Origin of the sequence: Bradyrhizobium glycinis (assembly GCF_016031655.1) — a bacterium.
Lineage (GTDB): Bacteria > Pseudomonadota > Alphaproteobacteria > Rhizobiales > Xanthobacteraceae > Bradyrhizobium > Bradyrhizobium glycinis.
In genome coordinates this window covers 753,387-768,887 of sequence record NZ_JACCHQ010000001.1, presented here as the reverse complement: position 1 = coordinate 768,887, position 15,501 = coordinate 753,387, and the positions used below count along the sequence as shown (strand labels likewise).

General features: G+C 65.0%; 15 protein-coding genes. 1 reads left to right on the top strand and 14 read right to left on the bottom strand.

Features of this window, described 5'->3' with window-relative positions; all coding sequences use genetic code 11:
• Positions 1 to 149 precede the first annotated feature (149 nt).
• The 9 genes from HZZ16_RS03705 to HZZ16_RS03665 all read right to left on the bottom strand — a co-directional run bounded on the left by HZZ16_RS03705 (position 150) and on the right by HZZ16_RS03665 (position 9,940).
• Positions 150 to 1,403 (bottom strand): TCR/Tet family MFS transporter, encoded by a 1,254-nt coding sequence (locus tag HZZ16_RS03705; RefSeq protein ID WP_197947133.1) that lies wholly within the window; start codon positions 1,401 to 1,403, stop codon positions 150 to 152.
• Positions 1,400 to 2,782, bottom strand: coding sequence for a ribosome biogenesis GTPase Der (gene der, locus HZZ16_RS03700; protein ID WP_197947132.1), 1,383 nt, complete (start codon positions 2,780 to 2,782; stop codon positions 1,400 to 1,402). Before der ends, HZZ16_RS03705 begins: the two co-directional genes overlap by 4 nt.
• Positions 2,783 to 2,833: 51 nt before the next feature.
• A complete protein-coding gene (locus HZZ16_RS03695; RefSeq protein ID WP_197947131.1) occupies positions 2,834 to 3,379 on the bottom strand; it encodes a hypothetical protein in 546 nt (181 codons plus the stop codon).
• 31 nt (positions 3,380 to 3,410) lie between these two features.
• A complete protein-coding gene (locus HZZ16_RS03690) occupies positions 3,411 to 4,064 on the bottom strand; it encodes a tetratricopeptide repeat protein (RefSeq protein WP_197947130.1) in 654 nt (217 codons plus the stop codon).
• A gap of 166 nt (positions 4,065 to 4,230) precedes the next feature.
• Positions 4,231 to 5,823, bottom strand: coding sequence for a class I adenylate-forming enzyme family protein (locus tag HZZ16_RS03685; protein ID WP_197947129.1), 1,593 nt, complete (start codon positions 5,821 to 5,823; stop codon positions 4,231 to 4,233).
• Between the two features lie 73 nt (positions 5,824 to 5,896).
• Entirely contained in the window at positions 5,897 to 6,481 is a 585-nt protein-coding gene (locus HZZ16_RS03680) for an NnrU family protein (RefSeq protein ID WP_197947128.1), read from the bottom strand.
• A gap of 67 nt (positions 6,482 to 6,548) precedes the next feature.
• The gene (locus HZZ16_RS03675) at positions 6,549 to 7,127 is read right to left on the bottom strand and encodes a UCP034077 family protein (protein ID WP_197947273.1); all 579 of its coding nucleotides are present in this window, start codon (positions 7,125 to 7,127) and stop codon (positions 6,549 to 6,551) included.
• Positions 7,128 to 7,282: 155 nt separating this feature from the next.
• The gene (locus tag HZZ16_RS03670) at positions 7,283 to 8,260 is read right to left on the bottom strand and encodes an ABC transporter substrate-binding protein (RefSeq protein WP_197947127.1); all 978 of its coding nucleotides are present in this window, start codon (positions 8,258 to 8,260) and stop codon (positions 7,283 to 7,285) included.
• A 57-nt stretch (positions 8,261 to 8,317) separates the two neighbouring features.
• Complete coding sequence (locus HZZ16_RS03665; protein ID WP_197947126.1) at positions 8,318 to 9,940, bottom strand: peptide chain release factor 3; 1,623 nt, start codon at positions 9,938 to 9,940, stop codon at positions 8,318 to 8,320.
• A 175-nt stretch (positions 9,941 to 10,115) separates the two neighbouring features.
• Here HZZ16_RS03665 and sugE point away from each other — a divergent pair, with 175 nt between their 5' ends.
• Positions 10,116 to 10,430 carry a quaternary ammonium compound efflux SMR transporter SugE gene (gene sugE / locus HZZ16_RS03660; protein ID WP_197947125.1) on the top strand — a complete coding sequence of 105 codons (315 nt, stop codon included), beginning with the start codon at positions 10,116 to 10,118 and terminating at the stop codon, positions 10,428 to 10,430.
• Here the strand turns inward: sugE and HZZ16_RS03655 are convergent.
• From HZZ16_RS03655 to HZZ16_RS03635, 5 genes are all read right to left on the bottom strand, one after another.
• Positions 10,423 to 11,427, bottom strand: a complete 1,005-nt coding sequence (locus tag HZZ16_RS03655) for an inorganic phosphate transporter (protein ID WP_197947124.1) — start codon at positions 11,425 to 11,427, stop codon at positions 10,423 to 10,425. The genes sugE and HZZ16_RS03655 overlap by 8 nt on opposite strands.
• Before the next feature lie 99 nt (positions 11,428 to 11,526).
• A complete protein-coding gene (locus HZZ16_RS03650) occupies positions 11,527 to 12,171 on the bottom strand; it encodes a DUF47 domain-containing protein (protein WP_197947123.1) in 645 nt (214 codons plus the stop codon).
• Positions 12,172 to 12,328: 157 nt separating this feature from the next.
• Positions 12,329 to 13,297, bottom strand: coding sequence for a branched-chain amino acid ABC transporter permease (locus HZZ16_RS03645; protein WP_197947122.1), 969 nt, complete (start codon positions 13,295 to 13,297; stop codon positions 12,329 to 12,331).
• Position 13,298: 1 nt separating this feature from the next.
• A complete protein-coding gene (locus HZZ16_RS03640; protein ID WP_036000843.1) occupies positions 13,299 to 14,162 on the bottom strand; it encodes a branched-chain amino acid ABC transporter permease in 864 nt (287 codons plus the stop codon).
• Between the two features lie 79 nt (positions 14,163 to 14,241).
• Positions 14,242 to 15,462 carry an ABC transporter substrate-binding protein gene (locus tag HZZ16_RS03635; protein WP_197947121.1) on the bottom strand — a complete coding sequence of 407 codons (1,221 nt, stop codon included), beginning with the start codon at positions 15,460 to 15,462 and terminating at the stop codon, positions 14,242 to 14,244.
• Positions 15,463 to 15,501 lie beyond the last annotated feature (39 nt).

Below are 15,501 nucleotides of genomic sequence, written 5' to 3'. Positions count from 1 at the left end.
TCGTACAAATAGTGTTGACGACGTCATGCCCGGGCTTGTCCCGCCTGCGCGGCCGAAGCCGCTTCGGCGAGGCGAAGGCCCGGGCATCCACGTTTGGTCCAACGAGAAAGAACGTGGATGGCCGGGACAAGCCCGGCCATGACGAACAATCAGGCGTTCTTCGTCGCACCCAGCGACCGCACGGCAATCGCCACGCACACCACCATCAGCACCGCTGCGAGCAGGAACGGCGCGCCGGGCAGATGCAGCGGCGCGCTGGCGCCGATGAAATAGGAAAATGTCAGCGTGAACAGGAACGGGCCGACGAGCTGCGACACGCTCTGCACGCTCGCGGTTGCGCCCTGCAGCTGGCCCTGCTGATCCGGCGCGACGAGCCGCGTCATCAGCGCTTGCGAGGCGGCACCGGAGATGCCCCACAGCGCCAGAATGGGAATCCCGAGCCACGATAGCGGCCCGGTCGGCGCAGCGCCGAGGACCACGAAGCCGACCGCGCCGCAGCAGAGGCCGAGCAGCAGCGCGTTGCGCTCGCCGAGCGCGCGCACGATCGGCCCGATCGCAAAGCCCTGCACCACCATGGCGCAGATGCCGACCATGGCGAGCGTCAGGCCCACCGTCTTGGAGTCCCAGCCGTAACGATAGGTCGCGTAGAGCACGAAGGTCGAGGGCAGCACGACGTGGGCGACCTGCGCGATAAAGTTGACGATCGACAACGCGGCCAGCACCGCGTTGGAGCGCAGCAGCTGCAACGCGCCGAGCGGATTGGCGCTGCGCCAGCGGAACGGCGCGCGCTTGTCGGGCGCGAGCGACTCCGGCAGCACGAACAGTCCATAAAGCGCGTTGGCGAAGCTCAAGATGGCCGCGGCCCAGAACGGCAGGCGCGGATCGATATCGCCGAGCAGGCCGCCGAGCGCCGGCCCTAAGATGAAGCCGGCACCGAAGGCCGCGCCAATGCGGCCGAAGATCGCCGCACGCCGCTCCGGCGGCGTGATGTCGGCGATATAGGCGAAGGCGGTCGAGATGCTCGCCGAGGTGATGCCGGAGATCACGCGGCCGATGAACAGCCACGCAAGCGACGGCGCCAGCGACATCAAGACGTAATCGGCCGCGAGCCCGAAATTCGACAGCAGCACCACCGGCCGCCGTCCGAAACGATCCGACAGCGCACCAAGCATCGGCGAGAACACGAACTGCATCAAGGCCCAGGCGGTGCCGAACAGGCCGAAGATGCGCGCCGCATGCGCGGTGTCGTTGTCGACGAAGCTTTCGATCAGCTTCGGCAGGACCGGCATGATCACGCCGAGCGCGACCATGTCGAGCAGGATGGTGACGAAGATGAAGGCGACCGCGCCGCGGCGGGCCGGCGCTGCGCCCTGCACCACCGCCTCGCCGGCACCGTCGCTCACGACGGCCGCTTGCGCTTGTGCGCGAAGGGATTGGCCTTCTCGCGCAGTGTAATGCGCACCGGCGTGCCCGGCAGCTCGAAGGTCTCGCGCATGGAATTGGTGAGGTAGCGCAAGTAAGACTGCGGCACCGCGTCGGCGCGCGAGCAGAACAGCACAAAGCTCGGCGGCCGCGCCTTGGTCTGGGTGATATAGTTCAGCTTCAGCCTGCGGCCGGAGACCGCGGGCGGCGGGTTGGCCTGGATCGCCTGCTCGAACCAGCGATTGAGCGCCGAGGTCGGCACGCGCCGGTTCCAGATCGCATAGGCCTCCTGGATCGCCTGCATCAGGCGATCGATGCCCTCGCCCATCAGACCCGACACGGCGACGATGGGCACGCCCTTGAGCTGCGGCAGCCAATGGTCGGCATCGCGGCGCAGGCCCGAGATCGCGCCGCCGCCCTTGGTCTCCATCAGATCCCATTTGTTGACGGCGAGCACGACCGCCCGTCCCTCGCGCTCGATCAGGTCGGCAATGCGCAGGTCCTGCTCCTCGAAGCGGTTCTGCGAATCCATCATCAGCACGACCACCTCGGCAAAGCGCACCGCGCGCAGTGCATCCGCGACCGAGAGCTTCTCCAGCTTCTCCTCGATGCGCGAGCGCCGGCGCAGGCCCGCGGTGTCGAACACGCGGAAATCGCGGCCTTTCCAGTTGATCTCGACCGCGATGGAATCGCGCGTCGTGCCGGCCTCCGGGCTGGTCAGCAGGCGCTCCTCGCCGAGCAGATGGTTGATCAGCGTCGACTTGCCGGCATTGGGCCGGCCGACGATGGCGACCCGGATCGGGCGCATCGCTGCCTCTTCCTCCGAGATCGGCGCGTCGTCCTCATCGTCGTCTTCCTCGACGGGCTCGGGCATCAGCTTGGCCAGGGCATCGTAGAGCTCACCCATGCCCTCACCGTGCTCGGCCGAGATCTGGATGGGATCGCCGAGGCCGAGCGCGAACGCTTCCATCGCCCCGGCATCGCCGTGCTTGCCTTCGCTCTTGTTGGCGACCAGCAGCACCGGCTTGTCGGCCTTGCGGGCGAAATCGGCGAAGGCGCGATCGGTCGGCGTCAGGCCAATGCGGGCGTCGATGACGAAGAACAGCGCGTCGGCCTGCGCGATCGCGGTCTCGGTCTGCTCCTGCATGCGCGCGGTGAGCGAGCCCCTGGCGCCCTCGTCGAGGCCGGCGGTATCGATGATGGTAAAGCGGAGATCACCGAGCCTGGCCTCGCCTTCACGGCGGTCGCGGGTGACACCGGGCAGGTCATCGACCAGCGCGAGCTTCTGCCCAACCAGGCGGTTGAACAGCGTCGACTTGCCGACATTGGGCCGGCCGATAATGGCGATCGTGAAGGACATCGGTCATTCGTGCGCTGCCGGAGCTGCGCCTGTCAATGCAACGGGAAAATATCAGCGCGAGAAGCTGCCGCTCGGCAGCGGCGCCGGGAAGGCGGTCTGCGATTGCTGCTGCGGGGCCTGGGTCGGTTGCGCCTGCTGGGCCGGCTGATCCGGCGGCGGCGCGGTGGTGCGCTTGCGGACGATCTTGTGCTTGGGCGGTGGAGCGGACGTCGCCGGCGCGGCCTCCGGCTGCGCCTCGCCGTCGACCTCGCCGGCGGGTGCTTCGGCCGGCGCGGCCGCCGTGGCGGGCTGCTTGCTATGCTTTGCCTTGGCTCCCTTCGCCGGCTTGGCCGGCTCCGGCTCCGCAGGCAGGGCCGCCACCGCAGGTGCGTTCGGATCGGGCTGCTGTTGCTGAGCGCCTTTGTACAGGTCCCTCGGCACACCCTGCTCGAGGCCCGGCACGCCCTCGGGGAAGACCGGCTTGCGGTCGCCCGGCAGCTTCTTCTTGGTATCGAGGAAGTCGAGCAGGTCGCTCGGATCGAAGCTGGAGCAGCCGCCCAGGACGCCGGTGAAGGCGATCAGGACGGCGGCTGCGATCAAGCGTGGCGTGCGGCGCATCTTGGTGTCTCGTTACGTCGGAGAACCGTCGTCAGCTTTTGGCGACGGGTGGCAACAAAGCCTGGAGCGCCTCGGCGCGAGAGCGCAGGCCGGGCGGCGTTTCGCCGTCTCCGTCAATCGCCTCGAGCCATTTGCGGGCTGCGGTCATGTCGTTGTTACGCCATGCCGACAGCGCCAGCATCTCGCGGGCGCTGTGGCGGAAGGTCGATTTTGGCGCGGCGGAAGCTTCCAGCCGCTGCTGGATTTCGGCGTAGCCGGCGCTGTCGAGCAGGAGGCCCGCGGCCCGGATCTTGGCCAGATCCTGCCACTCGCCGCCAATGCTGCGGTCGGCGGCGATGTCGTCATACATCTTCGCGGCGGCCTTGGGATCGCGGCTCGCGGCCTCGGCCGCAGCGCGCAGCCGCGCCAGGGTGCGATAGCCGGACGGCGCCTTGGCGGCGAGCTCGGTGAAGGCCTTCTCAGCGTCCTCGTGCTTGCCCTGCTCGGACAGCTCGACGGCCTTCTCGAAGGCGGCGCCGGCCTCGGCGGCCTTCTGGGCCTCGAAATATTGATGGGCGCGCCAGCCACCGACGGCGGCGACGATCAGCACCATCAGCGCGATGAAGTAGATCGAATACTTGTCCCACAGCTTCTTGAACTGTTCGCGACGTACTTCCTCGTCGACTTCGTCAAATAATTCAGACACTTATGCTAATCCCATACCCGTCCGGGTGCGCGCGCCAATGCGTTCGCGTCAGGAATCCCGTCCCCGTGTGGCGGCGAGGTAGCCTAACGATATGGCGGTGGCAAGGCAAAGCGAGCCCGATCAAGGCGTTAACCACCCCGCAGAAGCCCGGGAAAGGCCCGCCGGCTCAGGTTCCGAGGCGCTCCCGCAGCTGCCGCTTCAACACCTTGCCGTTGGCATTGCGCGGCAGCGGCTCCGATGTGATCGCCATGGTCTCGGGGACCTTGTAGTCGGACAGCCGCTCGGCGCACCAGGCGCGCAGGTCCGCATCGGTCACAGGCTGTCGCGTCACCACCACGGCATGGACGCGCTCGCCCAGCACCGGGCAGGCCTTGGCAACGATCGCGCTCTCGACCACGGCGGGATGGCCGGCCAGCACGGATTCGACCTCGGCCGAATAGATCTTCAGGCCGCCGCGATTGATCATGTCCTTCTGCCGGTCGAACACGCGGACGAAGCCTTGCGCATCGATCGAGCCGAGATCGCCGGAGTGCCAGAATCCGCCCGTGAAGCTTTCGGCGGTCGCCTTCGGATTATTCCAGTAGCCCTTGATGACGGAGGCGCTCTGGACCCAGAGCTCGCCGATCTCGCCGCGCGGCAGCTCGCGGCTGTCCTTCCCCATCGCGACGATGCGCGCGCCGGGACACGGCAGGCCGACGCTGTCGATATGGCGCTCGGTCAGCTCGCCCGGCATGATGGTCGAGGGCGAGGTCGTCTCGGTCGCGCCGTAGCAGTTCATCAGCTTCAGGCCGGGAATCTTCGCCTTGAGCTTCTCGATGGTGGCGACCGGCATCGGCGCGCCGCCGAAGCCGCCAATGCGCCAGCTCGAGAGATCATAGGCGTCGAAATCGGGCTGGAGCAGGCAGAGATTGTACATCGCCGGCACCATCACCGTGTAGGTCACGCGCTCGCGCGCGGCGAGCTTGAGGTAATCGGCCGCCTTGAACTCGGGCATGATGATCAGCGCGCCGCCACAGCGGATCATCGTGGTGATGTTGGCGACGACGCCCGTGACATGGCCGAGCGGCACCGCGGCGATCGAGCGATCGGCTTGCGTCAATTGCAGGCAGGACACGAACACCATCGAGGAATGGACGATGTTGCAATGGGCCAGCATCGCGCCCTTCGGCTTGCCTGTTGTGCCGGAGGTGTAGAGGATCATCGCGGTGTCCTCTTCGCTCACCTCGATCGGTGCCGATGCTGGCGCGTTTTCGGCGAGCGAAGAGAAGCGCGATCGGGCGGGATCGTCATCGATGGCAATGCGATGGATCACATCGGGCACATCATGCGCATCCGGCAGCCGCTCGGCGAGCGAGGCCTCGTGAATCAGGATCTTCGCGCCGCAATCGGCGAGCACATAGGCGATCTCCGGCGTCTGCTGGCGCGTACTGAGCAGCACGGTGACGAGCCCCTCATGCGCGGCGGCAAACAGCAGCAGCGGAAATTCGATGCGGTTGCCGAGCAGGATGGCGACGCGATCGCCGCGCTGCAGGCCGAGCTTGCGCAATCCCGCAGCGATCCGCGCGGCCTGCTCCACCGCGTGGCCCCAGCTCAGGCGGACATTGCCGCAGATCAACGCTTCGCCATCGGCATTGCGGGCGCAGGCGTCCGCGATCATCGCCCAGAGGCTCGTTGGCCGATCACAGAATGCCGGCACCACCCGATCGCCGAACCGAGCTTCGAGCCGCATCGGCGGGATCTGAGATTGCGACCAGTCCATCGGAATGCCCTCGGCTTGTTGCTCTTGTTATCTTCCCCGCATGGACATCCGGGTTTCGTCTTGTGCTGACCGGCTAGACCCCGAGCACGGGAACACCGATCACGACCGGATGGAACGCGAAGGCCAGGGCCAGATAGGCGACCACGCCGACCGCGACCGCGATCAGATCGTTGGTGACGCCGCCGACCGGAATCGGCGGGCCGCCGGGGTCGGTGCGAGCTTTAAGCGAGATGCGGTCATAGACCGCCCAGGCGAGGAACGAGCCGAACAGGATGATGGAGCCGAGATCGCCATTGGCGAGCAGATGCGCTGCCGCCCACAGCTTGACGCCGGCCAGCATCGGATGCTTCAGCGTCGCGTAGATGCGGCCGCGCAAATACGAGGCGACCACCAGGACCACCGCGGGCAGCATCAGCGCGAGCGCGATGTGCTTCATCGCCTTCGGCGGATACCAGACGTCGATCCAGCCGGAGCTGCGGTAATGGGCAAAGCCCCAGATGATCAGCGCGAGCCCCGCAAGCGAGACCAGCGTGTAGAGAAGCTTGTAGGTCCCCTCGCCCAGCCTCGCGATCGCCTGCGCGCGTGCCTTTCGTTTCGTCGTAAAAATGTGGGTGGCGAAGAACAGCACCAGCCCCAGGATCATCACCAGCAGACCCACGACATCCTCCCCGCAAAGCAGCCCCCGCCTCTGAGGTACCATCGATCGGCCGATGGTCGCAACTGCGCTACTTGCCCAGCTCGCGATTGTCGACATAGCGGATCGCGATCGGTCGTCCGGCCAGCGCGCCGCCGAGACCGTCCGTGAATTTCAGCGGCAGGCAGGCCTCTAGCGATGAATTGATCGCGTTCAGATAGGTGGTGCGGATATCCGCCGGCACACCCGCAGTCGCATATGTCAGGCGCGGCGGACCGATCAGGCCGCCGTCCCTGTTGAAACTGAAACGCACCGACATCTGCATGCCTGTGCGCGCATGGTCCGATGGCGGCGACCAGCAGCTGCGCAGCGCGGCGAAGAGGTCGCCGATCGTGTCGAGATCGTGATCGGGTTTCTGGTATTTGGCGCGGTCGGCCTCAGCGGGCACGCTCTCGATCGTGAGCTGGAGGTTCTGGCCGTAAGGGTAGTCGATCTCGGGAATGCAGGGGCCGGGCTCGAGCGGGCTGCAATAGGACGGCGTGCAGGGCTCGCCGTCGAGCACGCTGCAAGGCTCGTGCGCGAACGGAATTGGATTGATCTGGCGTCGCTGCGCGTCGGCGACGATCGAGGTCATTGCCAGCAAGAGAAGAGCAAGAATGCCGCGCCACATGTGCCGAGATCGCATTTGCATCTGCAGAGGTGGCAACGGTTGTGAAGGGTTCAAGGCTGGCCGCGATGCGACGACCGCCTTTCCGCCAAATTTCACCCCCCGTGCAAAGCTGCCGCTCCGAGGCGAAGCCGGCTCAGCCGGGACAGCAATCCGCTTCACTCGATAATCTGATCCGCTTGTGCCACCAGCGTGGGCGGTACACTCAGTCCCAGCGCGCTGGCGGTCTTGAGATTGAGCAGGAACTGGAACTCATTCGGCTGCTGGACTGGCAAATCTGCCGGACGCGCTCCTCTCAACACGCGGTCGACATAGTCCGCCGAGCGACCGACAAGATGCGAAATCGAGACTCCGTACGACATCAGCCCGCCGTCCGTAACGAAGGACGGGAACGGATACATCGCCGGCAGACGGCGCGCGGCCGCCAGGTCCAGAATCAATCGCCGATGAACGAGTGGAAATGCGTCGGGAAAGATCAGCAGCCCGCCGTCTGGCTGCTCTGCAAAGCGGGAGATCGCCTGTTCGAGCTCGGCGGCGTTGTGCGCGGGCGCCGGAACGAGCTGGAGCTGGACTGCCGGAATAGCCACCTCCACGGACGGCATCAAGATCATGGGCGCCGTTCGCGGATTGAAGACTGCGGCAACCCTTCGTATTGCAGGGGCCGCTTGCTTGAGCAGTTGCAGCCACTTGCCGGCCATTTCAGGCTCGAAGGTCGTGAAGCCTGTAATATTTCCACCCGGCTTGCCCAGACTTTGAACGAAACCGGCACCCACCGGATCGGCAACGACCGTGAAGATGATCGGTAAGATCGGCGCGCGTCGCCTCAAGGCGTCCACGGACGGAGTGCTGATTGCCAAAAGCACATCCGGCCGCAACTCCACGAGCTCGGCCGCGTGAGCATCGGCGAGATTTGGATCGCCGGCCCACCAACGATATTCGATCTGGATGTTGCGTCCCTGTTCCCAGCCAAGTTCACCTAGACGCTGTATCAGTTTCTGGTAGCTGGCCTGGCTCTCCGGATCGCTGGCCTTCCCTCCCGCCAGCGCACCGATTCGCCGCACATGACCTTGCGCGGATGTGCCAAGCGGGTACGCCGCCGCCCCTGCAGCGAGCATGATGAATTCGCGCCGCCTCATGACCGTCGACCTCGCTATGCGTTGCCGTCCTGCATCACGGAGAACGTCCGGGAAACATTACCCCTTTTTCTTGACGTCCTTGACGTTGCTGAACTCGATGCCCTCGGCGCGCTCCTTGGTGTAGCCGAGGTAGAACTCGTTCCGGGCGAGGTAGACGGGATCGCCGTCGACGTCGTCGGCAATGCTCGAATTATTGGCAGCGATGAAGCTGTCGAGCTTCTTGCGGTCGTCCGACGAGATCCAGCGCGCCAGCTGGAACTCGCTGACCTCGAACTCGACCGGCAGCGAATATTCCGCCTCGAGCCGCGCCTTGAGCACGTCGAGCTGCAGCGCGCCGACCACGCCAACCAGCGCCGGGGCGCCGTCGCGCGGGCGGAACACCTGCACCACGCCCTCTTCCGACATCTGCTGCAGCGCTTCTTTCAGCTTCTTCGCCTTCATCGCGTCGGTGAGACGAACGCGGCGGACGATTTCCGGGGCAAAGCTCGGCACGCCGACGAAGTTGAAATCCTCGCCCTCGGTCAGCGTATCGCCGATGCGCAGCGTGCCGTGGTTGGGAATGCCGACGACGTCGCCGGCGAAGGCTTCGTCCGCGACCGAGCGGTCCTGCGCGAAGAAGAATTGCGGGCTCGACAGCGGCATGCTCTTGCCGGTGCGCACGAGCTTGGCCTTCATGCCGCGGCTGAGCTTGCCCGAGCACAGGCGCGCAAACGCGATGCGGTCGCGGTGGTTGGGATCCATGTTGGCCTGGATCTTGAACACGAAGGCGCTCATGCGCGGATCGGTGGCCTCGACCTTGCGCTGGTCGCTGTCCTGCGCGCGCGGCTCGGGCGCGAACTTGCCGAGGCCCTCCAGGAGGTCGCCGACGCCGAAATTGCGCAGCGCGCTGCCGAAATAGACCGGCGTCAGATGGCCTTCGCGGAACGCGTCCAGCTCGAACGGCTTGGACGCCTCGGTGACGAGCTCGAGCTCGTCCTTCACGGCGGACACGTCGAGATTGGCGTTGAGCTTGGCGAGCTCTTCGATCTCGATCTCGAGCGCCGCGCCGGTCTTGGCGCCGCCGCCTTCGAGGAGGCGCACGCCGCCATTGACGACGTCATAGGTGCCGAGGAAATCGCGGCCGCGGCCGACCGGCCAGGTCATCGGCGTGGTGTCGAGCGCCAGCGTCTTCTCGATCTCGTCGAGCAGCTCGAACACGTCGCGGCTCTCGCGGTCCATCTTGTTGATGAAGGTGATGATCGGGATGTCGCGCAGGCGGCACACCTCGAACAGTTTTCGGGTGCGCGCCTCGATGCCCTTGGCGGCGTCGATCACCATCACGGCGGAATCGACTGCCGTCAGTGTGCGATAGGTGTCTTCCGAAAAGTCCTCGTGGCCCGGCGTGTCCAGCAGGTTGAAGACGAGGCCTTCGAACTCGAAGGTCATCACCGAGGTCACGACCGAGATGCCGCGCTCGCGCTCGATCTTCATCCAGTCAGATCGCGTGTTGCGCCGCTCGCCCTTGGCCTTGACCTGGCCGGCGAGGTTGATGGCACCGCCGAACAGCAGCAGCTTTTCGGTCAGCGTGGTCTTGCCGGCGTCGGGATGGGAGATGATCGCAAAAGTCCGCCGCCGCGCCACCTCAGCGGCAAGCGGGGAACGGGCCGGCGATTCGGCTGTGGTGGTGGCGATGTCGGACATGGCGGGAGCGTGTGGCAGGGAAAACGGGCCTGATCAAGCCTCATTTGGTGATTGCGGAGACTTCCGGCCAGCCCCATATCGGCACCTGGATCTATCAGCCTTGGGGGAGGACGGCCTCCCCTGCCCATCAGCACCTCAGCCGCGGGGACGACCCTGCCTTGAATGGAGGGTCGTCATGGCCTGGAGCATCCTGTTCGTCGCCGGTCTTCTTGAGATCACCTGGGCGATCGGCCTGAAATACACCGAGGGTTTTAGCAGGCTTGTTCCGTCCGCGGTCACGCTCGCGGCCATGGCCGGCAGCGTCATCCTGCTCGGACTTGCGCTCAAATCACTTCCCGTCGGAACGGCCTATGCGGTCTGGACCGGCATCGGCGCGGTCGGCACCGCAACGCTCGGCATCGTCCTGTTCGGCGAGCCGGCTGCGGCCTTCCGCCTCGTCAGCATCGGCCTGATCGTCGCCGGCATCATCGGACTGAAGCTCGTCACTTGACGAGCTGGACCATCCACCAGGTCAGCGCGGCCACGATGGCCGAGGCCGGGATCGTGATCACCCAGGCATAGACGATCGAACTGGCGACGTTCCAGCGCACGGCCGAGACGCGGCGCGCGGCGCCGACGCCGACGATGGCGCCGGTGATGGTGTGGGTGGTCGAGACGGGAACCCCGAGATAGGTCGCCATGAACAGGGTCGCCGCGCCCCCGGTCTCGGCGCAGAAGCCCTGCATCGGGGTCAATTTCGTGATGCGCAGGCCCATGGTGCGGACGATGCGCCAGCCGCCCATCAGCGTGCCCAGGGCCATCGCCGCCTGGCACGACAGCACCACCCAGAACGGCACCGAGAAGTCGCTGCCGAGATGGCCCTGCGAATAGAGCAGCACCGCGATGATGCCCATGGTCTTCTGCGCGTCGTTGCCGCCATGGCCGAGCGAATAGAGCGAGGCGGACGCGAATTGCATGATGCGGAAGGCGCGGTCGACCGCGAACGGCGTCGAGCGCACCGAGGCCCAGGACACGATCGCAACCAGCGCCATTGCGAGCAGGAAGCCGACCAGCGGCGACAGCACGATCGCCAGCACGGTCTTGGACAGGCCGCTCCACACCGCGGCCGAGATCCCCGCCTTGGCCAGGCCGCCGCCGACGAGCCCGCCGATCAGCGCATGCGACGACGACGACGGGATGCCGAGCGCCCAGGTCACGAGATTCCAGACGATGGCGCCGACGAGTGCTGCGAAGATCACCTGGGCGTCGACGACCGCGGGATCGATGATGCCGGTGCCGATGGTCTGGGCGACGTGTAGCCCGAACACCAGGAAGGCGATGAAATTGAAGAACGCGGCCCAGAACACCGCGAATTGCGGCCGCAGCACGCGGGTCGAGACGATGGTCGCAATCGAATTGGCGGCGTCGTGCAGCCCGTTCAGGAAATCGAACAGCAGCGCGACGGCGATCAATCCGACCAGGACGGGAAGACCCAACGCGGCATCCACGGCGAGGCCCCTACTCTAAGCTTTGCGCATGATCTCCGCGCAAACGCGTTCCGCGTTTGTCGCGAAGGAAAACCGCTGCACACTTTTCCGGATCATGCGCTACACCTGCTCGATGACGATGCTGTTGATTTCGTTCGCAACGTCATCGAAACGGTCGGCCACCTTCTCGAGATGGTCGTAGATCTCGACCCCGACGATGAAATCCATCGCATTGCCGTCGCGATGCTTGAGGAACAGCTCCTTCAGGCCGATGTCGTGGAGATCGTCGACCCGGCCTTCGAGCTTGCCGAGCTCCTCGGTGATCGCGGTCAGCATGGCGACGTTCTTGCCGATCTCCTGCATCAGCGGCAGTGCACGGCCGACCAGATTGGCGCATTCGATCAAAAGTCCGCCGATCTCGCGCATCGGCGGCTCGAAGCTGCGCACCTCGAACAGCATCACGGCCTTGGCCGTCTGCTGCATCTGGTCGATGGCATCGTCCAGCGAGGTGATCAGGTTCTTGATGTCGCCGCGGTCGAACGGGGTGATGAAGGTGCGGCGCACCGCCGTCAGCACCTCGCGGGTGATGTTGTCGGCGTCGTTCTCGAATTGGTTGACGCGCTGGCAATAGACCGGCGTCTCCTCGCCACCGTTGAGCATGCCCTGCAGCGCGACTGCGCCCTGAATCACGGTCTGGGCATGCCGATCGAACAGGTCGAAGAACCGCTCTTCCCTGGGCAGGAACGCACGAAACAATCGCATCATGGGGATAGGCTACCGGTTGGAAAATGGTCAGGCCCGCGAGGGCTGTCATAAAACTGTCATAGACCATTTTCGATCCGCACGCGTGTCGTCTCGCGCCCGCGGAGCCCGGTCATCCACCGCTTTCATTCATCAATGAAATTGATGAAATATCAGCTACTTAGAGCGAACGCCGGAAGTAATGCGCGATTTCGCCGATGACGCCGCGGCGGAAGGTGAGCACGCAGACCACGAAGATCACGCCCTGGATCACCGTCACCCACTGGCCGAAGCCCGCCAGATATTGCTGCATGGCGATGATCACGAAAGCGCCGACCACGGGACCGAAAATGGTGCCGAGCCCGCCGACCAGCGTCATCAGCACGACTTCGCCCGACATCGTCCAGTGCACGTCCGTGAGCGAGGCGTTCTGCGCCACGAACACCTTCAGCGCACCGGCAAAGCCGGCAAGCGTCCCCGACAGCACGAAGGCCAGGAACTTGTACTGGTCGGTGCGGTAGCCGAGCGAGATCGCGCGCTGCTCGTTCTCGCGGATCGACTTCAGCACCTCGCCGAACGGCGAGTTGATGATGCGGAAGATCAGGAGGAAGCCGGCGAGGAAGCCGACCAGCACGACATAGTACAGCACCGTCGGCTTGGAGAGATCGAGCACGCCGAACATGCGGCCCTGCGGGATGCCCTGGATGCCGTCCTCACCATGGGTGAACGGGGCCTGGAGATAGATGAAGTACAGGAGCTGCGACAGCGCCAGCGTGATCATCGAGAAATAGATGCCCTGGCGGCGAATCGAGATGTAGCCGGTGACGATCGACAGCACGAATGCCGCGGCGACGCCGACGAGAATGCCGAGCTCCGGCGGCAGCGCCCAGACCTTCAGCGCATGCGCGCTGCAATAGCCAGCTGTGCCTAAGAACATCGCGTGGCCGAACGACAGCAAGCCGCCATAGCCGACCAGCAGATTGAAGGCGCAGGCGAGCAGCGCAAAGCACAGCGCCTGCATCACGAAGAAGGGGTAGACGCCCGTGAACGGCACCGCTGCGAGCAACAGCGCCATCACCACGAACACAATCATCTCGTCGCGCATCGCGCGCGGGGTCACAGGGAGCGTGTCGTCCGTTAGGGTTGTCATCTCAGGCCGCCCTTCCCGTCAATCCCGTCGGCTTCACAAGGAGCACCAGCACCATCAGCACGAACACGACGGTGTTGGACGCCTCGGGGTAGAAATACTTGGTCAGGCCCTCGATCACGCCGAGCGCGAAGCCGGTGATGATGGAGCCCATGATCGAACCCATGCCGCCGATCACCACCACCGCGAACACGACGATGATGAGGTCGGCCCCCATCAGCGGCCGCACCTGGTTGATCGGCGCCGAGAGCACGCCGGCGAGCGCGGCAAGGCCGACGCCGAGACCGTAAGTGAGCGTGATCATGCGCGGCACGTTGATGCCGAAGGCACGCACCAGCGTCGGATTTTCGGTGGCGGCGCGCAGGTAGGCGCCGAGCTGCGTCTTCTCGATCAGGAACCAGGTCGCAAGGCACACCGCCAGCGAGAACACGACGACCCAGCCGCGGTAGATCGGCAGGAACATGAAGCCGAGATTCATGCCGCCCCTGAGCTGGTCGGGAATGGCGTAAGGCAGGCCCGAGGAGCCGAAATAGTTCTGGAACACGCCCTGCACGATCAGCGCGATGCCGAAGGTCAGGAGCAGGCCGTAGAGATGATCGAGTCCGGTCAGCCATTGCAGCATGGTCCGTTCCAGGATCATGCCGAAAATGCCGACGATGATCGGCGCCAGCAGCAGCGCCCACCAATAGTTGATGCCGCCGAGGTTCAACAGGAAATAGGCGACGAACGCGCCCATCATGTAGAGCGCGCCATGGGCGAAATTGATGATGTTGAGCATGCCGAAGATGACGGCAAGCCCGAGACTGAGCAGCGCGTAGAACGAGCCGTTGATCAGTCCCACCAATAGCTGAGCGTAAAGAGCCTGCATCGATCCCGCACCCGGTCCCTTCTCGTCGTTCCCCAAAGGCAAGCCGGCGCTGTTCGCGCGCCGGCCCGCATCGTCACACTTACTTCTTCACGAGCGGGCAGACGCTCTCGGACAGCGGCCGGAACGCCTGATCCGCGGCCGTCGTACCGATCAGCTTGTAATAGTCCCAGGGCCCCTTGGATTCATCGGGCTTCTTGACCTCAAAGAGATAGGCCGGATGCAGCTTGCGGCCGTCGGCGCGGATCGAGCCCTTGCCGAACAGCTGATCGTCCGTCGGCATCTCCTTCATCTTGGCGACCACCTTGGCCCCGTCATGCGGGTTGCCGCCCATCGCCTCCAGCGCCTTGAAATAGTGCAGCAGACCCGAATAGACGCCGGCCTGTACCATCGAAGGCATCGCCTTGTTCTTCATGCGCTCGGAAAAGCGCTTGGAGAAGGCGCGCGTGCCGTCATTCAGGTCCCAGTAGAAGGTCTCGGTGAAGTTCAGTCCCTGGGCGACCTTCAATCCGAGCGCATGGACGTCGGTGATGAACAGCAGGAGACCCGCGAGCTTCTGGCCGCCCGAGACGATGCCGAACTCCGCCGCCTGCTTGATCGTGTTGGTGGTGTCGCCGCCGGCATTCGCCATGCCCACGATCTTGGCCTTGGACGCTTGCGCCTGGAGCAGGAAGGAGGAGAAATCCGCCGTGTTGAGCGGATGCTTGACCGTGCCGATCACCTTGCCGCCCGATTTCAGGACCACGGCGGTGGTGTCACGCTCGAGCGCGTGGCCAAAAGCGTAGTCCGCGGTCAGGAAGTACCAGGTGTCGCCGCCGGCCTTCACCAGCGCCTGCCCCGTGCTGTTGGCCAGCATGTAGGTGTCGTAGACCCAGTGGATCGTGTTCGGCGAACACTGCGCATTGGTCAGGTCGGACGTCGCCGCACCCGTGTCGATCAGAATCGAATTCTTCTCCTTGACGACATTGTTGACCGCGAGCGCCACGCCCGAGTTCAGCACGTCCATGAAGACGTCGACCTTCTCGACATCGATCCATTGCCGCGCAATCGCAGTCCCGATGTCCGGCTTGTTCTGGTGGTCGGCCGAAATCAGGTCGATCTTCCAGCCCTTCGCGGTCAGGCCGGCATCCTCGATGGCCATCTGCGCCGCCAAGGTCGAGCCCGGCCCGCCGAGATCGGCATAGAGGCCGGAATTGTCGGTGAGCACGCCGATCTTGATGGTCTTGTCCTGCGCCATCGCCGCGCTCGCTCCCGCGAGTGCGATGGCGGTGCCGAGCAACATCGTCGAAATGATCCGTCTCATGGTCGCTCCCAATATCCTCTCTCAATGCTCATCAGAAAA

Coding starts and splice junctions, on each gene's coding strand:
- der (WP_197947132.1), bottom strand. CDS start 2,782: ATGTCCTTCACGATCGCCATTATCGGCCGGCCCAATGTCGGCAAGTCG.
- HZZ16_RS03695 (WP_197947131.1), bottom strand. CDS start 3,379: ATGCGCCGCACGCCACGCTTGATCGCAGCCGCCGTCCTGATCGCCTTC.
- HZZ16_RS03685 (WP_197947129.1), bottom strand. CDS start 5,823: ATGGACTGGTCGCAATCTCAGATCCCGCCGATGCGGCTCGAAGCTCGG.
- HZZ16_RS03675 (WP_197947273.1), bottom strand. CDS start 7,127: ATGTGGCGCGGCATTCTTGCTCTTCTCTTGCTGGCAATGACCTCGATC.
- HZZ16_RS03670 (WP_197947127.1), bottom strand. CDS start 8,260: ATGAGGCGGCGCGAATTCATCATGCTCGCTGCAGGGGCGGCGGCGTAC.
- HZZ16_RS03665 (WP_197947126.1), bottom strand. CDS start 9,940: ATGTCCGACATCGCCACCACCACAGCCGAATCGCCGGCCCGTTCCCCG.
- sugE (WP_197947125.1), top strand. CDS start 10,116: ATGGCCTGGAGCATCCTGTTCGTCGCCGGTCTTCTTGAGATCACCTGG.
- HZZ16_RS03650 (WP_197947123.1), bottom strand. CDS start 12,171: ATGATGCGATTGTTTCGTGCGTTCCTGCCCAGGGAAGAGCGGTTCTTC.
- HZZ16_RS03645 (WP_197947122.1), bottom strand. CDS start 13,297: ATGACAACCCTAACGGACGACACGCTCCCTGTGACCCCGCGCGCGATG.
- HZZ16_RS03640 (WP_036000843.1), bottom strand. CDS start 14,162: ATGCAGGCTCTTTACGCTCAGCTATTGGTGGGACTGATCAACGGCTCG.
- HZZ16_RS03635 (WP_197947121.1), bottom strand. CDS start 15,462: ATGAGACGGATCATTTCGACGATGTTGCTCGGCACCGCCATCGCACTC.